This is a genomic window from Lactococcus cremoris subsp. cremoris NBRC 100676 (genome assembly GCF_001591705.1).
Lineage (GTDB): Bacteria > Bacillota > Bacilli > Lactobacillales > Streptococcaceae > Lactococcus > Lactococcus cremoris.
Map to the genome: position 1 here is coordinate 1 of NZ_BCVK01000059.1, position 15,608 is coordinate 15,608.

Below are 15,608 nucleotides of genomic sequence, written 5' to 3' on the forward strand. Positions count from 1 at the left end.
GATTTTCCATGCTGTAAGTTGCATTAGATACTTTACCTGTTGTACCTTTGATTGCATTTGCCACAGAAAGTGCTGTATACATGGTATTCATGTATTGGATAGAATTTTCAGTCGAACTACTTGTTGTCGTATAAATCCCAACAACAGTCATCGTATAAGTTTTACTGTTGCTATCTTTAATAACGAAAGTTGAGCCAACTTTTAAAGAATTTTGACTGGCCAAAGTTGATTCAATGACAACATTATTTGTTCCTTCATCTGAAGCTTTGATTGCTCGTCCTGAACTCATTTTATAAGAACTTGTAAATGTTGTGTTTGCGGCTAAATCATTTGTCCCACTGATTGTGAAGTCTTCTTGCGAAGCACCACCCATGCCTCCTTCACGACCACCAAAACCACCAGCTGCTTGTGTCCCCGTTGAACTACTTGAGGAACTACTACTCGTGGAAACTTTTTCAATGCCAGAACTTGCGGAAGCTGAAGCTTGATAAGTAAAACTTGCTGACTTAACACCGTCAAGTTTGGCAATCTTTTGAGCAGTTGATTCATCAATAGTTGGCAAATCAATATTAAATCGTTTCCCCTCAGTAGCGGTAGCGCTTGAACTAGAACTGCTGCTTGAACTTGATGTCGCACTACTTTGCGCTTCTTTGATAACATTTTGCATATTAACAGAGAGTGACACGGTTGCTCCAGCAGATTTTTTGGCATTATCAATAGAAACATAGGCAGCACTATTGATAATTAATCCTGAAAGAACAAAAATTAAAATTGCTGAAAAAGCAACAATTAACAATATTGTCCGTCCAATTTTGGCTTTAGTGAAAAGACAAGCACGTCTTATAAAATCCATATTTTCCTCATTTCTAAGTCTAGATTAAAAATATATATTTTGATTTAGACTTTATTATTGTAAGTTGATTTTAAGCACATCAGCCAATTGATTAAAAATAAAGACTAGTGTAAATGATTGACTCAAGGTCCTTAAAAACTACTTAATTCTTTAAACAGATGCTGTCCCACTCTCATCACTATTTTGGGTAGTTCCTGAATTATTAGTATTACCTGACTGACCATTTGAGCCACCTGTCGTTGCTCCACTATTAGTGTCCGGATTTTCTCTATTTTGTCCAAAGCGATTTTGCATTTGCTTTTGAAAATTGGTTTGCTGTGACTGATTAGTTTGACTTCTACCGATGAAAAAACCACCGACTCCTCCAATAATCAATGTTAACAATGAAACAAAAATAATTTCTCTTCCCTTTAACAGCCTAAAAACCTTTTTCATTTTCTTATCCTTTCTTTTATTGATAAATTGATTATAATTGTTAAAACTTAATTTCAACCCAAGTCAAGCTTAAGCTTTTCTAAAAGGTAAATAATATTTTCTTGAGTATTCTGTCAGCAAACTATTAGATTTTTTAAATAAAAAAAGCCGCTCACAAGAGCGACTTTTCACTGACCATTCTGTCAGTAAATTTATTAATTAAAAAGCGAAGTAAATACAAAGCGCGATTACTGACAGAACAGCTGTAAAGAGCCAGAAAACAATGTCAATTTTCCATTCTGACCAACCAGCAGCTTTCCCAGAAAAACCTCCAAGTTCAAAATGATGATGAATAGGTGTCATTCTAAAAATACGTTTACCACCAGTTTTCTTGAAGTAGGCCACTTGTAACATCACTGAAAGTGTTTCAATCACATAGACAGCACCAATTAAAAGTAAGGTCCATTCTGCATGAAGCAAGATTGAAACAATAGCAAGAAATCCACCTAAGGCTAACGAACCCACATCACCCATGAAAATTTTTGCCGGTTTGTGATTGAAAACGAAGAATCCAAGTAGACCACCAATTACTGACAGAATAATCAGTAAAACATCATACTGTTGATGAACAACAGCAATAACTGCATAAGCTGTCAGTGAAATCGTGACAGTAATTGAAGCCAATCCATCAATTCCATCAGTAAGATTGACCGCATTTGACCAGCCTACTAGCCAAATAATAATGAAAATAGAGAAGAAAATCCCAATATTAACTTGCCAACTCAAAATATGAATGATATGTGATTTTTCACCATGACTGTAAATAAAATATGAAACAATCCCAATTAAAATTTGAGCGAGCATTTTTTGTTTAGCTGTCAAACCTTCATTAATTTGTTTGAAGACTTTCAAGAAGTCATCCAAGAAACCAATGACAGCATACATGGCAAAAACCCACCAAGCGGTAATAAAAGCTGGACTAAATTTTCCAAAAACCAAAGCCGCAACCAATGAAACAACTAAGCTGACAACCACAAAGACAAATCCACCCATCGTGGGAGTTCCGGCTTTACTAGCATGTTGCTTCACATCTTCAAGTGTTGGCTGTCCACCCAATTTTTTCTTGTGGAAGAACATAATGAAACGAGGAATACCAATGATTGTTATAATCATTGTAATTACCGCCGCCACTATTCCATTCAATAACATTTTCTTCTCCTAATTTTTGAAGCTCCACAAAGACCAACTTTGTGGAGCCCCAAATTGATAAATTTAAATTCTACTTAATTACCCATTTTTACAGTGAGCATTTGACCTTTTTTGACATTAGTTGAAGTTTCAATACTTTGGGTCAAGACTTTATTTCCTGAACCTTCGTAAGTCACTTTAATTCCAAACCAATTTGCTAACTGTTCAACTTCTTTTTTAGACCAATCATACATATCAGGCATCACCTGATCTTTATCGTTCGTTAAAAGTAAAATTCGTGTATTCGCCGCAACCTTTTCACCCTCAGCAATTGATTGAGCTGTTACTTTAGCACCTGTTCCAATGATAACTGGACTGATGACCGTACGACGCAAGTTATCCGCCGTATCACCTGAATCGTTACCTTTGTAATTCTCAATCGTCACTTTTCCTGCTTTAATATCAGAATCAGTACTAGAAGTAGCCGTTAAATCACCCTTCATTGCTTCTGCACTTGTTAACAAAGGATTTGCTACCCGAGCAATATATTTAAGCGTCCAGGGTTCTGAAGGAATTTTGACATTCATATAAAAGATAAAATCAGGATTCTTAGCAGGATACATCACTACAGCTGAATAAAGATAATCCTGAGAACCAGTCATATATCCACCAGTAGTTGCTGCGATTTGGGCAGTCCCTGTTTTCACTGCAGCTGGTTCTCCATTTACCATAAACAATGGTCCCGCCGCAAGATCTTGCTCAGGATCTCCTGCTGTTGAATAAGAAGTTCCGTAAACTGGGTCAGTATTTACAGTGAGCATCAAGTCTCGTACCCCACTTGCAGCTTCATTGGAAACAGGGTGTCCAACTACTTCTGCTTTAGAAGTTAAGCTTGTTTTGGTGTTCGTATCGACTACTTTGCTGACAATATGCGGTTCAAGCATTGTTCCGTTTCCAGCAATGGCAGTCCAGCCTCTTATCAATTGAAGCGGCGTGACTGCAACCCCTTGACCAAATGAAGATTGAATTTGTGAAACTGCATTTGATGAAGGAAGCGCCCCTGGATTTTCACCATCTAAACCAGCCCGTACTTTTAGACCGAATTTAAATTTATTAAGGTAACTTCCCCATAAAGCATCACCCATATTCATTTCAATCTTACTCATCCCAATATTTGAAGATAAAGCAAAACCTTGAGCATAAGTTACGGTTTCTGGCAAAGTATAACTTTTATTTTCCGTGACGTCCCAGTCATTAATCGTTGTATCATAAACTTGAAGTTTCCGTTGATAAGTTTCGTTAAGATTAACTTTACCACTATCTAATGCGCCGGCCATTAAGAAAGTCTTAAATGTTGAACCCGGTTCAAAAGCTGATTGTGAAAGCAAACTATTCCATGTGAAATATTTTTGTTTTTCTGCACTATTGATTGTGGTTGCCGTATAAGTTGGACGTTGACTTGTGGCTAAAATCTCACCGGTATGGGCATCAACCAAGGTTCCTGAAAGCTGTTGAGCTCCAGTATCCGTAGCGGATTTGTCCATATAACCTTCAAGGTTTCTTTGAAGTTGAGCATCAAGAGTTGTATAAACATCTTGACCATTTTTAACAGCTTTATCTACTTTCGTTGTTCCCGGAATCGGACGACCGTAAATATCTTTTTGGTATGTTTCTTGACCATTTTCACCACTCAAAACGTTATCAAAGGCTTTTTCTAAGCCCATGTCCCCTTTTAAGGTTTGAAAACCATTTTCATCTTTAGGACGAGCAATTCCAATAAATTGAGAAGCAAAATTTCCAAATGGATAAGAACGAGACACATTAGACGTAAAACCAAGCCCAACTATTTTTTCATTCTCTGCTGCCTTTTGAATCTCTTGCATCTGTTGCAAGGAAATATTACTTCCTTCTGCACCAAATTGAACTTGTTTTAACTTAGAATTAAGTTGTTTTTCAATTAAGCTACGGTCAATCTTAAGTTTACTACTTAAAAATGTAGCGACTTTATCAAAATCCTCTTTCTTAACATAGAGAGGGTTTCCATTTGAATCAACCTGCGTTTTATCAATGACGGCATAAATTGTATAAGTACTAGAGTCGACCGCAATGGGTGTTCCTGTCCGATCATAAATCGTTCCACGCTTTGCTTGAACGGGTACCGTACTCTGATAATTACTCTTAGCCATCTCTTTAAGATTGGTATCACCGACATGGTTGACGGTAATTAACCAGACAAAACGAAATATAAAAACCGTAAACAGCGCAATAGCTAGGAAAAACAGGCTCTTACCTACTCGTTTACGATTTCTTTCTGGACTCCAATTCGTTTTTCTGGCATTTCGTGATACTTTTCTAAAAGGAAAAAAAATTAGTTTTCTTAAAAATTTTATCATTTCGTTGCTTTCAATACATTAGATGGATTTGCTTTTAAACTTGCTTTGTTTGCTGCATCTAACACTCTATTACCAGATGTTAGATCTAAAATGTGTTGGTCATATTCGGATTTACGTGTGGTTTCTTGAGAAATTTTTGTTCTCAAATCCATTGTATTCCCTTGGACTTCAAGCGTTTTGGTTTTTACATAAAGTAGTCCAACAGCCAACACTAAAGCAGCAACTACCATCGTCAAGTAGAATACTTTTTCCACACCACTAAATTTTTTAAACTTACTTGCTAGAACTTCTGGCGCTAAAGTCTCAGTATCAATAAGATAGCTATCTTTTTTTGCCGCAGTTTCTATATCGAAGTATTCTTTTGGCTGTGCTGCCATTTGTTGCCTCCACTCGTTTATCTTACTAAAGGAATTCAGCATTCTCTCAACCTTTAAAATTGGAGAAACTGAACAATATTATTCACTTATATAAGACATCCAAAATCAATCCTCAAGTGGGAAAAACCCGTTTATTAGACCAACATATTTCTTAATTAATCTCTTTGCTTTTGTGCGACTCGTAATTTTGCACTATGAGCTCGATTATTAAATTCCAGTTCTTCTTCACTAGCGAGCACTGGCTTTCGATTAATCAATTTTAGTTTTGCTTCCATTTCTTTAGGAAGCATCGGTAATCCTTTAGGAACATTGACTGTACTATATTCTTTGAATATAGATTTTGTCAGACGATCTTCTAAAGAATGAAAAGTGATTACCGAAATTCGTCCATCAACTTTTAATAGGTCAATGGCCTGTTCAATTGATTCTTCTGCCGCCCCAAGCTCGTCATTTACTTCTATACGAATAGCTTGGAATATACGTTTGGCTGGATGCCCTTTTTTCTTGAGTTCTTTTTGAGGTAGTGCCGATTTAATCAAATCTGCAAGCTCAATTGTTGTCTCAATTGGTTTAATTTTTCTACTTTGTTCAATCTTACGAGCAATCTGTTTAGAAAATTTATCTTCGCCATAGCGGAAAAAAATTCGAACCAATGCTTCATAAGGATAATCATTTACAACTTCATAGGCAGAAAGTGTTTGACTTTGATCCATTCGCATATCTAATCGAGCTTCTTTTTTATATGAGAAACCACGCTGACTATCATCGAATTGGGGGCTAGAAACACCTAAATCATAAAGAATTCCGTCGATTTTCGTTATGTCTAATTCAGCTAACGCCGATTTTAGATTACGAAAATTACTTTTTATCAATGTTACTTTATCTTCTGCAAGTTGCTCACTCAAACGTACTTTTGCGTTTGCATGAGCGGTCTCATCTTGGTCAAATGAATAAAGATGACCAGTAGTTAGTTTACTAAGAAGATACTCACTATGTCCTGCGCCACCTAGTGTCGCATCAACATAAATTCCATTTGGCTTGACTTCAAGCATGTCCACGGTCTCATGTAATAGGACTGTATCGTGCTTAAATGCTATTGTTTTTGGCAAGAGCGCCGTCCTCCTTGTATACTTACGATTTATTATATCACTTTTTTCCCATTTTTGTAGTAGTTTACATGATTATGTAAAGATTTTTTGTAAGAAGTCGCTTACATTGAGATTGATTAGGTCTATCTCTACCTTTTTCAATGTCAATTTAATTTACAAGTGGTGTAAACGAAGCCTTTTTATAGTTTAGCAATGAATACTAAAAATAGACTGAAATGAATCAGTCTATTTTTATAAATAATGAATTTTTTCACTTTTTTTTAATTCGCCACTAGCCATTAGCTCAATAATAATGAGGCTAATCCAACAAATCATTACTAATAGAAACATCAGATATTGAAATAATTGATAGTGACTTGTGCTATAAGTCATTTTAATCATATTTGCAAAGATACGATAAAGTATAGTCATTCCTGCCGTAACTCCCAAAAGAATAGAAAGACCTAAATCACTTAAACCTACATCCCTTAAGCGACGTACGTGTATGGTCAGTTTAGGCATAAAGCTACCGATAAGGAAAAGGATAAATACTAGTTTTAATAAAACTGTTCCGATAAAATCACGGCCAAACATTACTTGGTCAAATTGTCCACTGGCATAAATCAGAATAATAAAAATTAAAGTAAGGGCTCCCCAGCCAATTTGAACCCACCAAAAATTTCTTCTGCTAGCATTTCCTCGAAATTCAAAATAATTTTTAAAATAATCTTTAAACATTTCCGAAAAATTTTCAGGTTCTTTTGAAGCAATAAAATTAGAACTATTTTTTAATTCAAACTCTTTAAACTTGTCTCTTTTAGGAGAACTTGGAAATAAATTGAGAACCAATAGTACAAGAGTTCCTAAGCCAAAAACAAGATTTAGAAATACTAATCCCCAAGGCAAATCAGTATCATTTAATCGTCGAACTGTTATGGCCAAGAAGGCTAGTAAACTTCCTAAAAAATATATCCACAAAAGCCAAAGTAAAAATGAAGCGATTGATTGCCATAAAACTGACAGTTGGAAATAACCCAATCCGTTAAAAAAATTATAGCCCTTTAGTAAAACCACAAAAATAATCAGATGGGTGAATAAAGCCATCCAAAAATCCTTACGACTTGTTCTTTCATTGAAAACAAAAGTCCCTTGCCAAAATTTTTTATAAGCTTGTATCATATTTTACCTTTCTTTTTTGTACTATTCATAAGATCTTGAGTCATCTTCTTCCTCAACTCCATATTTTGTTGGGAAAAGACAGAGGATATAGACAATGAAAGTGATTAAGTTAAAAATGAATCCTAACTGTTGAAGCATTTCTTGATGAATAAACATTGTAAGTAAACCATAAATGGCTGCTAAACCAAAGATAAGAGAAATCCACCAAGGAAGACGTGCATCTCGCAAACGACGGGCTGTCAGACTAACGCTTGGAATAAGAATAGCCAAACCAGCAATAGCTGTAATGATAATAATCACTAATGCTCCACCTGTAGGATTTGTGTATAAATCCGTGACTTGTCGAATGATTTCTGTTTGAGATGAGTCACCTGCTTGATTCATGATTTTGGCAGCTCTTGGTATCATAATCATAAAATTAAAAAAGCTTAGAATAGCAAAGATAATGAAATTCGCCAAGAAAACCCACCAGTAATCTGAACGACTTGAATATGTTTTGAAATCGCCTGCTTTTTTCCAATATTTAATGTATGCTTTAATCATTATTTTCTCCTCAATTTATATTTAATTTACTGACAGACAATTTAGTCAGTTTTTCCAAATTTTTCTTGATACAAATTCTATTTTTATAAAATACTTATTTAAACATTTTTTCAATGTTCTTATCTGGAATGAACCACATTGAAAAAATCAACGCCGAAGCAATGAGCATAATCACCGGTGCAATAAAATATCCAAGAATAATGCTAATGACATTAAGTCCAACACTGATGATATTTTTTCTTACAGTTGATTCAGAAGTTTTACGGTGACCATTAATTTTTAATAATTCCCTTGTTAATAGAAGGTAGATGAAGTTTCCACAGAAAAAGATAATGACATAACCTAGTTCTGGAATAAATGAATTGGGATATATTGATACCCAGTTTGAAAAAATAGGAATTAGTGATAATACGAAAAGAAAACTGATATTAATCCATAAAACTTTTCCATTGATTTTTTTTATACTTTGAAATAATTGATGATGATTGACCCAGTAAATTGCTAAAATAAAAAAACTTACAAGATAAACTCCAAGATGCGGAAGTAAATCAATAAAACTTTGTAAACTATCCGAATCAGGACGTACTAACTCCAAGACCAAAACAGTCATGATGATAGCAATAATGGCATCTGTAAATGCCTCTAAACGCGTTTTACTCATTTCTGACTCCTAAATTATAAAATAAAGATACTCAAATTGTCTATGAAATTGTAATAAAGCTCCTCTCCTCCTTTTCGATATTGTTGATATCTTATTATAACATATTGATTTTGATTCATAAAAAAACTTTAACAGGAATTCTTACTGGTAAAAAATCTGATTTTACTCCAAAATAACTACTTTTTAAAGGAAAAATTTTCATTATCATCATTTTCATAAAAAAAAACGCCATTAACTTATATAGGAGAAGGCGTTTTAACTATGGCATTTGACTTGGAAGTTGGCGCATAGAATAGAGTTATTATAGGCCAATTAGCCAAATTTGTCAGTAACATTTGTTAACGAAATACTTTTTGTTATCATTTTTTTATTCTTTGATTTCTTAATATTTGGATAATGACCTCGCATAATATGCAAAGAAGTCCCGCAGAGACCCCTACAAAACCAACAAAAAGTGAAAAATAAGTTTTATAGTATTCACCATGAATGAGAAAAGCCAAACAAATCAATATTATATAAATCCACGCTTTATTTACTTTCACATTTCCTCCGATAACCTTTTATTAATAATGTAACCATAATTTAATTTTATCATTTTTTGTTTTGGTATATACACATTTGTGGTTACAATATTTCTTTTTTTATGCATATCATTAAAATTGTAAAAATAAAAAAACCTTGACCAAGGCCAAGATTATCTTTAATTAGTTAACAAACGTTTTGCTTGAGCAAGTGCTTCTTCAGTTAAATCTTCACCAGCAAGCATTTTTGCAATCTCTTTTACTCGTTCGTCAAAATTCAATTTTCGCACAGTCGAGGTTGTAATATCATCAGTCGAAGCTTTTTCAATATAAAATTGTCTGTCAGCAATTGCCACTACTTGGGGGAGATGAGAAATCGCAAGAACTTGTCCATGACTGGCAATTTTATGTATTTTATTGGCAATTGCTTGAGCCACACGCCCAGAAACTCCTGTATCAACTTCATCAAAAACAATGGCTGTTTTATTTTCACGTCTTGAAAAGCTTGATTTTATTGCAAGCATTAAACGTGAAAGTTCACCACCAGAAGCGGTTTTTGCCAATGGTTTGAAACCCTCACCTGGATTAGTTTGAATGAAAAATTCGACATGCTCATTACCATTTGCTGAAAATTTCGCACTATCAAAACTGACTTTAAAATCAGCCTTTTCCATATAAAGTTCTGAAAGTTCATGCTTGATATCTTTTTCAATTTCTTTGGCGATTTGATGACGGGCTTTATTGAGTTCTTGGCTCGCTTCAAGGAGTTCAACTTGGGCATTTTTAACTGATTTTTCCAGACTGACGGAATCATTTTCTGAGCCTGTGAGTTCTGAAAGTTCAAGTTGAACTTTTTCCAAATAATTGATGACATCAGAAAGTGTAGGGCCATATTTTTTTCTCAAAGTTGTCAGTGTCATAATACGCTCTTCAATCTGCAAGAGTTCCGCTGGGTTGAATTCCAAATCACTCATGATGCTTTGAATTTGATTGGCAACTTCTTCTAATATATAATAACTTTCAGCAGTTTTGTCAGCAAGTTCTTGATAATCCTTATCAAAATTGCCAATTCTATCCAATTCGGTCATTGTCGTCCGAATATTATTCAGGCTTGAATAGTCGTTGTCTTCATCTTCTAGTGCTAAATATGCCGTACTTAGAGAATCCGCAATATTTTTTATATTATTTAATTTTTCACGGCGATTAACTAAAAGCTCATCTTCTTCAAGATTAATTTCTGCTGCTTCAATTTCTTCAGCCTGAAATTGGAGAATTTCAATTCTTTGGGCAAATTCTTGTTCATTTTTTTGACGAAGATTCAATTGTTGCCGAAGATTTTTAAAGTTTTCAAATTTATTTTTGTAATTATTTTTAATGACTTCAAAATTTTCATCTCCAAACTCATCCAATAAACGAAGATGACTTTTGGGATTCATCAGTTCTTGACTGTCATGTTGACCATGAATGTCTACTAAAAATTCTCCAATTTGACGAAGTCTTGTTAAATTGACCATTTGTCCATTAATTCGACAGACAGAGCGACCATTCGCAAAAATTTCACGTCGCAAAATAATTTCAGAATCTAATTCTTCAAAGCCCAATTCTAATAAAGCAGAATTTAATTCTGGTGTTTTTTCAAAGAAAAAGAGCCCCTCAATTTCGGCTTTACTAGCGCCATGACGCACGAAATCACTTGATGCACGTCCACCTAATAATAAGGACATGGCATCAATAATAATTGATTTTCCAGCCCCTGTTTCCCCAGTTAAAATAGTCATTCCACTTTCAAATGAAAGATGAATTTCTTCAATAATTGCAAAATTTTTGATTGAAATCTCTTGTAACATCAAATTTCCTTTCTCAAAAATAATTAACAAGGCTGTCAGTACTCCAACAGCCTTGACTTGTCCTTTTGGGCATCTCTATCATTATATTTTTTACTGACAGCTATGAACAATTGGCCCACAATGAATAAGCTGCCTCAACTCTTTTTTCTGACGACTTATCAAATATTTAATCAGTAAATTTAAAACTCTGTCAGTAAATTATAAAGTGTTTTAGCTTCTTCTTCGATTTCAAAAATAACCAAGGCACTATCGTCATCAATGATAATTGAAAAAATATCGTCTCCATATTCTTCCAGAAGATAATTTTTCACAAGACTGGTTGTTCCAGGATTTGCAAGGATCCAAAGCATGTTATCTTTCATCTTTACACCTGTAATTGCATCAAAAGCTAAAGCTTTGTGAAGACTTGATTGTAAAACTTCCTTATTTTTAGGTAAGTCATATCGGTAACCACCCGACTCAGCCGGAACTTTAATTAAAGCCAGTGATTTTATATCACGCGAAACGGTTGCTTGAGTGACATCAATTCCATGAGTTAAAAGGGTATTCACAAGTTCTTCTTGAGTTTTAATTTCATTTTCTCGGATAAATTGAGCAATAAAGTTTAATCGTTCTTCTCTTTTCATAGTTCTTCGCTTTCTTCTTGTAAAACTGATTCAATATTAATCTGCTGAGATATTTCGGCTTTTTCATCTTTAAGTAAATGGACAAGAAATTCGACGTTTCCAGCTCCTCCCTTGATTGGTGAAAAGGTCAAGCCTTTTATTGAGAATCCAAGGCGAGTCGCTGCTGCTAAAACTTTTTCAATGGTCATTTTGTGAACTTTTGGGTCGCGGATAATTCCGTTTTTTCCGACTTGCTCACGTCCGGCTTCAAATTGCGGCTTAATAAGTGCAGCTACTTCTCCACCTTCTTCTAAAATTTCATAAAGGGGTGGGAGAATTAACTCCAGTGAGATAAAACTGACATCAATGCTTGTAAAGGCCGGTCTTCCTTGCTCAAAATCGCTTAGAAGGGCATTACGAAAATTAAATTGTTCCATCACAACGACTCGTTCATCAGAGCGAATTTTCCAAGCCAACTGATTGGTTCCAACATCTAAAGCATACACTAATTTTGCTCCATTTTGGAGCATCACATCAGTAAATCCTCCCGTTGATGATCCAATATCAAGACACGTTTTTCCTTCAATTTTTATATTAAATTCTTTGAGCGCTTTTTCTAATTTTAACCCTCCTCGACTAACATATCGTAATTTTTCACCTTTAAGTCGGAGTTCCGTTCCATCATCAATTTTTTGACCAGGTTTATCATAACGTTCCCCAGACTTACTATCAACAACTAAACCCGCCATTACTCCTCTTTTAGCTTGTTCCCGTGTTTCAAAAAGTCCTTGATTTGTGGCAAGTACGTCAATTCTTTCTTTCATTTGTATCTTTCTTTATTATACGTATTTTTTCTAAAAATGTAACCAATAATCATCTATTTTTATATAAAAATTGGTTCAGTCCCTTAGATTTAATCTCATCACATCTATTTTTTGCTTTTTACTTCCAAATTCTAGTTCTGTTTCTTTAAATTTTATGTATCCTAATGATTTCCAAAATTTCAAAGCAGCAATATTGACTTCTAATACACCTATTCTCAAACTATTAGCACCTAAATGACGAGCTTTTTCGACCAAAATTTCATGAACCGCTTTACCTAAGCCTTGATGCCGAACTTCTGGAACAAACTCAAGCAACCCTAGCATAAATTCACCTTTTGTTGGAAAATCTTTCAATAAATCCACAAGACCAATCAAAATACTCTTATCGTTAAAAATGCCATAGACAAACTTGTCGGATTTAGTTTTTTCAGGCGGTAATTCATTCAAAAAGCTCTCACATTCAAGCTGAGGATTTGACTCTCCGCTCTCAAGAATAGCATAATCACTGGCTTCTTCAAAAAAATGCTCAATGATGTTTTTATCATTCTCTGTGAGAATTCTAAGTTCAAAATACATTTATTCCACTTCCAGTTGTTCAATTATTTTGAAAATCTCGGAGCTGTCAGTAACATTCAACTCTGTCAGTAATTTTTTTACTTCTGACAACTTATCTGTCAGTGATGTTTTAGCTCCTTCAAGTCCTAAATGCGCAACATAAGTCGACTTTTCTTCTAAAACATCCTTTCCAGGCGTCTTACCCAGTTCAGCAAAAGTGGCCGTCACATCTAAAATGTCATCACGAATTTGAAAAGCTAATCCTAAAATTTGTCCGACTACACGAAGTTTTTCGATTTCTTGATTTGTTTTTTGGGCTACGATTCCAGCAGCCACAAAAGGAAAAGTTAAAAGTCGACCCGTTTTTAATCGATGAATTTGCTCAATCTGAGTCAAAGTTAAATCTTTACCTTCACCAGCCATATCCAAAATTTGACCAGCAACCATTCCATACGAGCCCGAGGCATAAGCCAATTCGCGGGTCAATGATACAATTGTTTGCGCCGACAAATCGCTACTTGAAAGAACATAAAAAGGGTCGAAAAATAAAGTATCTCCAGCCAGAATTGCTGTCGCTTCATCAAATTTTTTATGGTTCGTTAACTTTCCACGACGATAATCATCATTGTCCATCGCAGGCAAGTCATCATGAATTAACGAGCCCGTATGAATCATTTCAAGCGCTGCGGCCACTTGATAATGGGCCGTTGTAACTTCCAAATCAAAAGCTTCCAAAAGATTCAAAAAAAGGAGAGGACGAATTCGTTTACCGCCCGCCATTAAGGAATATTTTGCTGGCTCAGCTAATCCTTTTGGAAATTCAGCGCTTTCATAAAATTCAGTTAAAAAATGTTCTAGCTTTAATATCTTCGTATCCATTACCCTAATTATACCAAAAATTTTGTGTTCTTTGCTGATAAGACTCATTGGCTCTTGAAAGACTTTGCTTTCAAACTTTAGAGCTTTATATGATAACTGGCATCAATCAAATGTTAAATAAAAGAAGACTTTTTGATTCTATTTGAATAAAATAAAAAAACAACTCAAAATGAGCTGTTTACACTTTTTTAACTTATTAAGGATTCCACTCTTTCTAAAAATTATCAATACTCGGTTATCGACAAAATTCTTGCAATATTTTCACTGGTTCTTTCAATATTTTTTGTCCCACTTTTCAAAGCTTCTGGTAAAGTCTGAGCTGTTCCCTGAATCCCAAAAATAGCCGTCATCCCTTCTTCATATAAAACCTCAATCCCCTCACCAATGTGACCCGCCAAAGCAAAGCAAGGTTTTTTATATTTTTTCGCCAGTTTAGAAACACCGAATGGAGCCTTGCCAAACTTAGTTTGATAGTCCATTCCACCTTCTCCCGTAAAAATATAATCGGCTTCTTTTATTTTATCTTCTAAATGAATATTGTTGGCCACCAATTCAATTCCTAACTTCATCTCGGCATCAGTAAAAGCAAGCAATCCCGCTCCTAAACCACCAGCTGCACCTGCTCCCGCTTTATTTTTTATATCTTTCCCTAAATCTCTATATATAATATTTGCATAATGGTTCATGTTTTCGTCCAATTCTTCAACCATTTTAGCTAAAGCTCCCTTTTGTGGCCCAAAAACATAAGAGGCGCCATTTTTTCCCACTAAAGGATTCGTAACATCACTGGCAATAAAAATCTCGACTTCCTGTAAACGTTTATCAAAGTTGCTCATGTCAATCTGGTTGAGCTTTTTTAGAAATCCGCCCCCACTAGGAATTTCTTGTCCTTTCTCGTCCAGAAATTTTGCCCCCAGAGCTCTGGCCATTCCAGAGCCACCGTCATTAGTTGCACTTCCCCCAATTCCAATAATAATCTTGTGCATACCTTCATCAATGGCTGCTTTAATAAGTTGCCCTGTTCCGTAAGTAGAAGTTATCAATGGATTTCTATCTTTCAAGGCCAATAATTCTAAACCACTCGCCTTGGCCATTTCAATTACTGCCGTATCTGAATTTCCTAAGATACCAAAATATGCTTCTACTTCGCTATTTTCAAGAGGTCCTCTTACATTTTTAAATACTCGGCGCCCCTCCGTTGCATCAATCAAAGCTTCTATTGTTCCTTCTCCTCCGTCAGCCATTGGTGCTAATATAATTTCAGCTTCTGGAAATACCTTTTTAATTCCCCTTTCCATGGCCTGACAAACTTCTTTTGCGCTTAGACTTTCTTTAAAAGAATCTGGTGCTAATACAAATTTCTTATTCATTTTTCCTCACTTTCTTAAAAATACTTTGCTTTATTCTATCACCCGAATTGCTAGTTGATTATTTAGCCATGACTTGATACGCGATAGAATATCTTAAAGTCTCTGGTTCCAGTGATTTAGCTGATTTTAACAGTAAAGAATACGCTAAAAGTATCATCTCTAATTTCAATTGAAAACCTTGAGGCGAACGACTTTTACAACGCTCAGCTCCTAGATTTGTCAAAAAAGAGAAAACTCGCTCAATCACTTTTCTACGTTTTGAAAAATTAGGGAAAAGGATTTTCTTTTGCTTCATGTTCTTCCTGACAGGT

The 15,608-nt window shown here is 34.9% G+C and carries 15 protein-coding genes and 1 pseudogene; all 16 read right to left on the minus strand.

Annotated elements, in window-relative coordinates; genetic code table 11:
• Positions 1–853 (minus strand): annotated as a pseudogene (locus LLA01S_RS09960) (ABC transporter permease); the annotation flags it as partial.
• Positions 854–1,003: 150 nt separating this feature from the next.
• Positions 1,004–1,288, minus strand: a complete 285-nt coding sequence (locus LLA01S_RS09965) for a hypothetical protein (protein WP_011675833.1) — start codon at positions 1,286–1,288, stop codon at positions 1,004–1,006.
• 198 nt (positions 1,289–1,486) lie between these two features.
• Positions 1,487–2,476 carry a phospho-N-acetylmuramoyl-pentapeptide-transferase gene (gene mraY, locus LLA01S_RS09970; protein ID WP_061778251.1) on the minus strand — a complete coding sequence of 330 codons (990 nt, stop codon included), beginning with the start codon at positions 2,474–2,476 and terminating at the stop codon, positions 1,487–1,489.
• Between the two features lie 74 nt (positions 2,477–2,550).
• Positions 2,551–4,848 (minus strand): penicillin-binding protein, encoded by a 2,298-nt coding sequence (locus tag LLA01S_RS09975; protein ID WP_021214282.1) that lies wholly within the window; start codon positions 4,846–4,848, stop codon positions 2,551–2,553.
• On the minus strand, positions 4,845–5,225 hold the full coding sequence (gene ftsL2, locus LLA01S_RS09980; RefSeq protein WP_011675830.1) for a cell division protein FtsL: 381 nt from the start codon (positions 5,223–5,225) through the stop codon (positions 4,845–4,847). Before ftsL2 ends, LLA01S_RS09975 begins: the two co-directional genes overlap by 4 nt.
• A 155-nt stretch (positions 5,226–5,380) precedes the next feature.
• Positions 5,381–6,334: a 16S rRNA (cytosine(1402)-N(4))-methyltransferase RsmH gene (gene rsmH / locus LLA01S_RS09985; protein ID WP_011835489.1), complete on the minus strand. Its 954-nt coding sequence runs from the start codon at positions 6,332–6,334 to the stop codon at positions 5,381–5,383.
• Between the two features lie 231 nt (positions 6,335–6,565).
• Complete coding sequence (locus tag LLA01S_RS09990; protein WP_061778252.1) at positions 6,566–7,492, minus strand: DUF805 domain-containing protein; 927 nt, start codon at positions 7,490–7,492, stop codon at positions 6,566–6,568.
• Positions 7,493–7,513: 21 nt separating this feature from the next.
• Complete coding sequence (locus LLA01S_RS09995) at positions 7,514–8,035, minus strand: DUF805 domain-containing protein (RefSeq protein ID WP_011835491.1); 522 nt, start codon at positions 8,033–8,035, stop codon at positions 7,514–7,516.
• 94 nt (positions 8,036–8,129) lie between these two features.
• Positions 8,130–8,696 carry a TMEM175 family protein gene (locus LLA01S_RS10000; RefSeq protein ID WP_061778253.1) on the minus strand — a complete coding sequence of 189 codons (567 nt, stop codon included), beginning with the start codon at positions 8,694–8,696 and terminating at the stop codon, positions 8,130–8,132.
• Between the two features lie 700 nt (positions 8,697–9,396).
• On the minus strand, positions 9,397–11,064 hold the full coding sequence (recN, locus tag LLA01S_RS10010; RefSeq protein ID WP_061778254.1) for a DNA repair protein RecN: 1,668 nt from the start codon (positions 11,062–11,064) through the stop codon (positions 9,397–9,399).
• Between the two features lie 179 nt (positions 11,065–11,243).
• Positions 11,244–11,690, minus strand: a complete 447-nt coding sequence (locus LLA01S_RS10015; protein WP_011675823.1) for an arginine repressor — start codon at positions 11,688–11,690, stop codon at positions 11,244–11,246.
• Positions 11,687–12,493 (minus strand): TlyA family RNA methyltransferase, encoded by an 807-nt coding sequence (locus LLA01S_RS10020; protein ID WP_021165632.1) that lies wholly within the window; start codon positions 12,491–12,493, stop codon positions 11,687–11,689. The genes LLA01S_RS10015 and LLA01S_RS10020 overlap by 4 nt, the downstream gene beginning before the upstream one ends.
• A gap of 75 nt (positions 12,494–12,568) precedes the next feature.
• Positions 12,569–13,069 (minus strand): GNAT family N-acetyltransferase, encoded by a 501-nt coding sequence (locus LLA01S_RS10025; protein ID WP_061778255.1) that lies wholly within the window; start codon positions 13,067–13,069, stop codon positions 12,569–12,571.
• Positions 13,070–13,927 carry a polyprenyl synthetase family protein gene (locus LLA01S_RS10030; RefSeq protein ID WP_061778257.1) on the minus strand — a complete coding sequence of 286 codons (858 nt, stop codon included), beginning with the start codon at positions 13,925–13,927 and terminating at the stop codon, positions 13,070–13,072.
• A gap of 224 nt (positions 13,928–14,151) precedes the next feature.
• Positions 14,152–15,297, minus strand: coding sequence for a glycerate kinase family protein (locus tag LLA01S_RS10035; RefSeq protein WP_061778256.1), 1,146 nt, complete (start codon positions 15,295–15,297; stop codon positions 14,152–14,154).
• 58 nt (positions 15,298–15,355) lie between these two features.
• Positions 15,356–15,608, minus strand: a 253-nt coding sequence (locus LLA01S_RS10040) for a transposase (RefSeq protein ID WP_155719845.1), incomplete at its 5' end; no start/stop codon positions are given.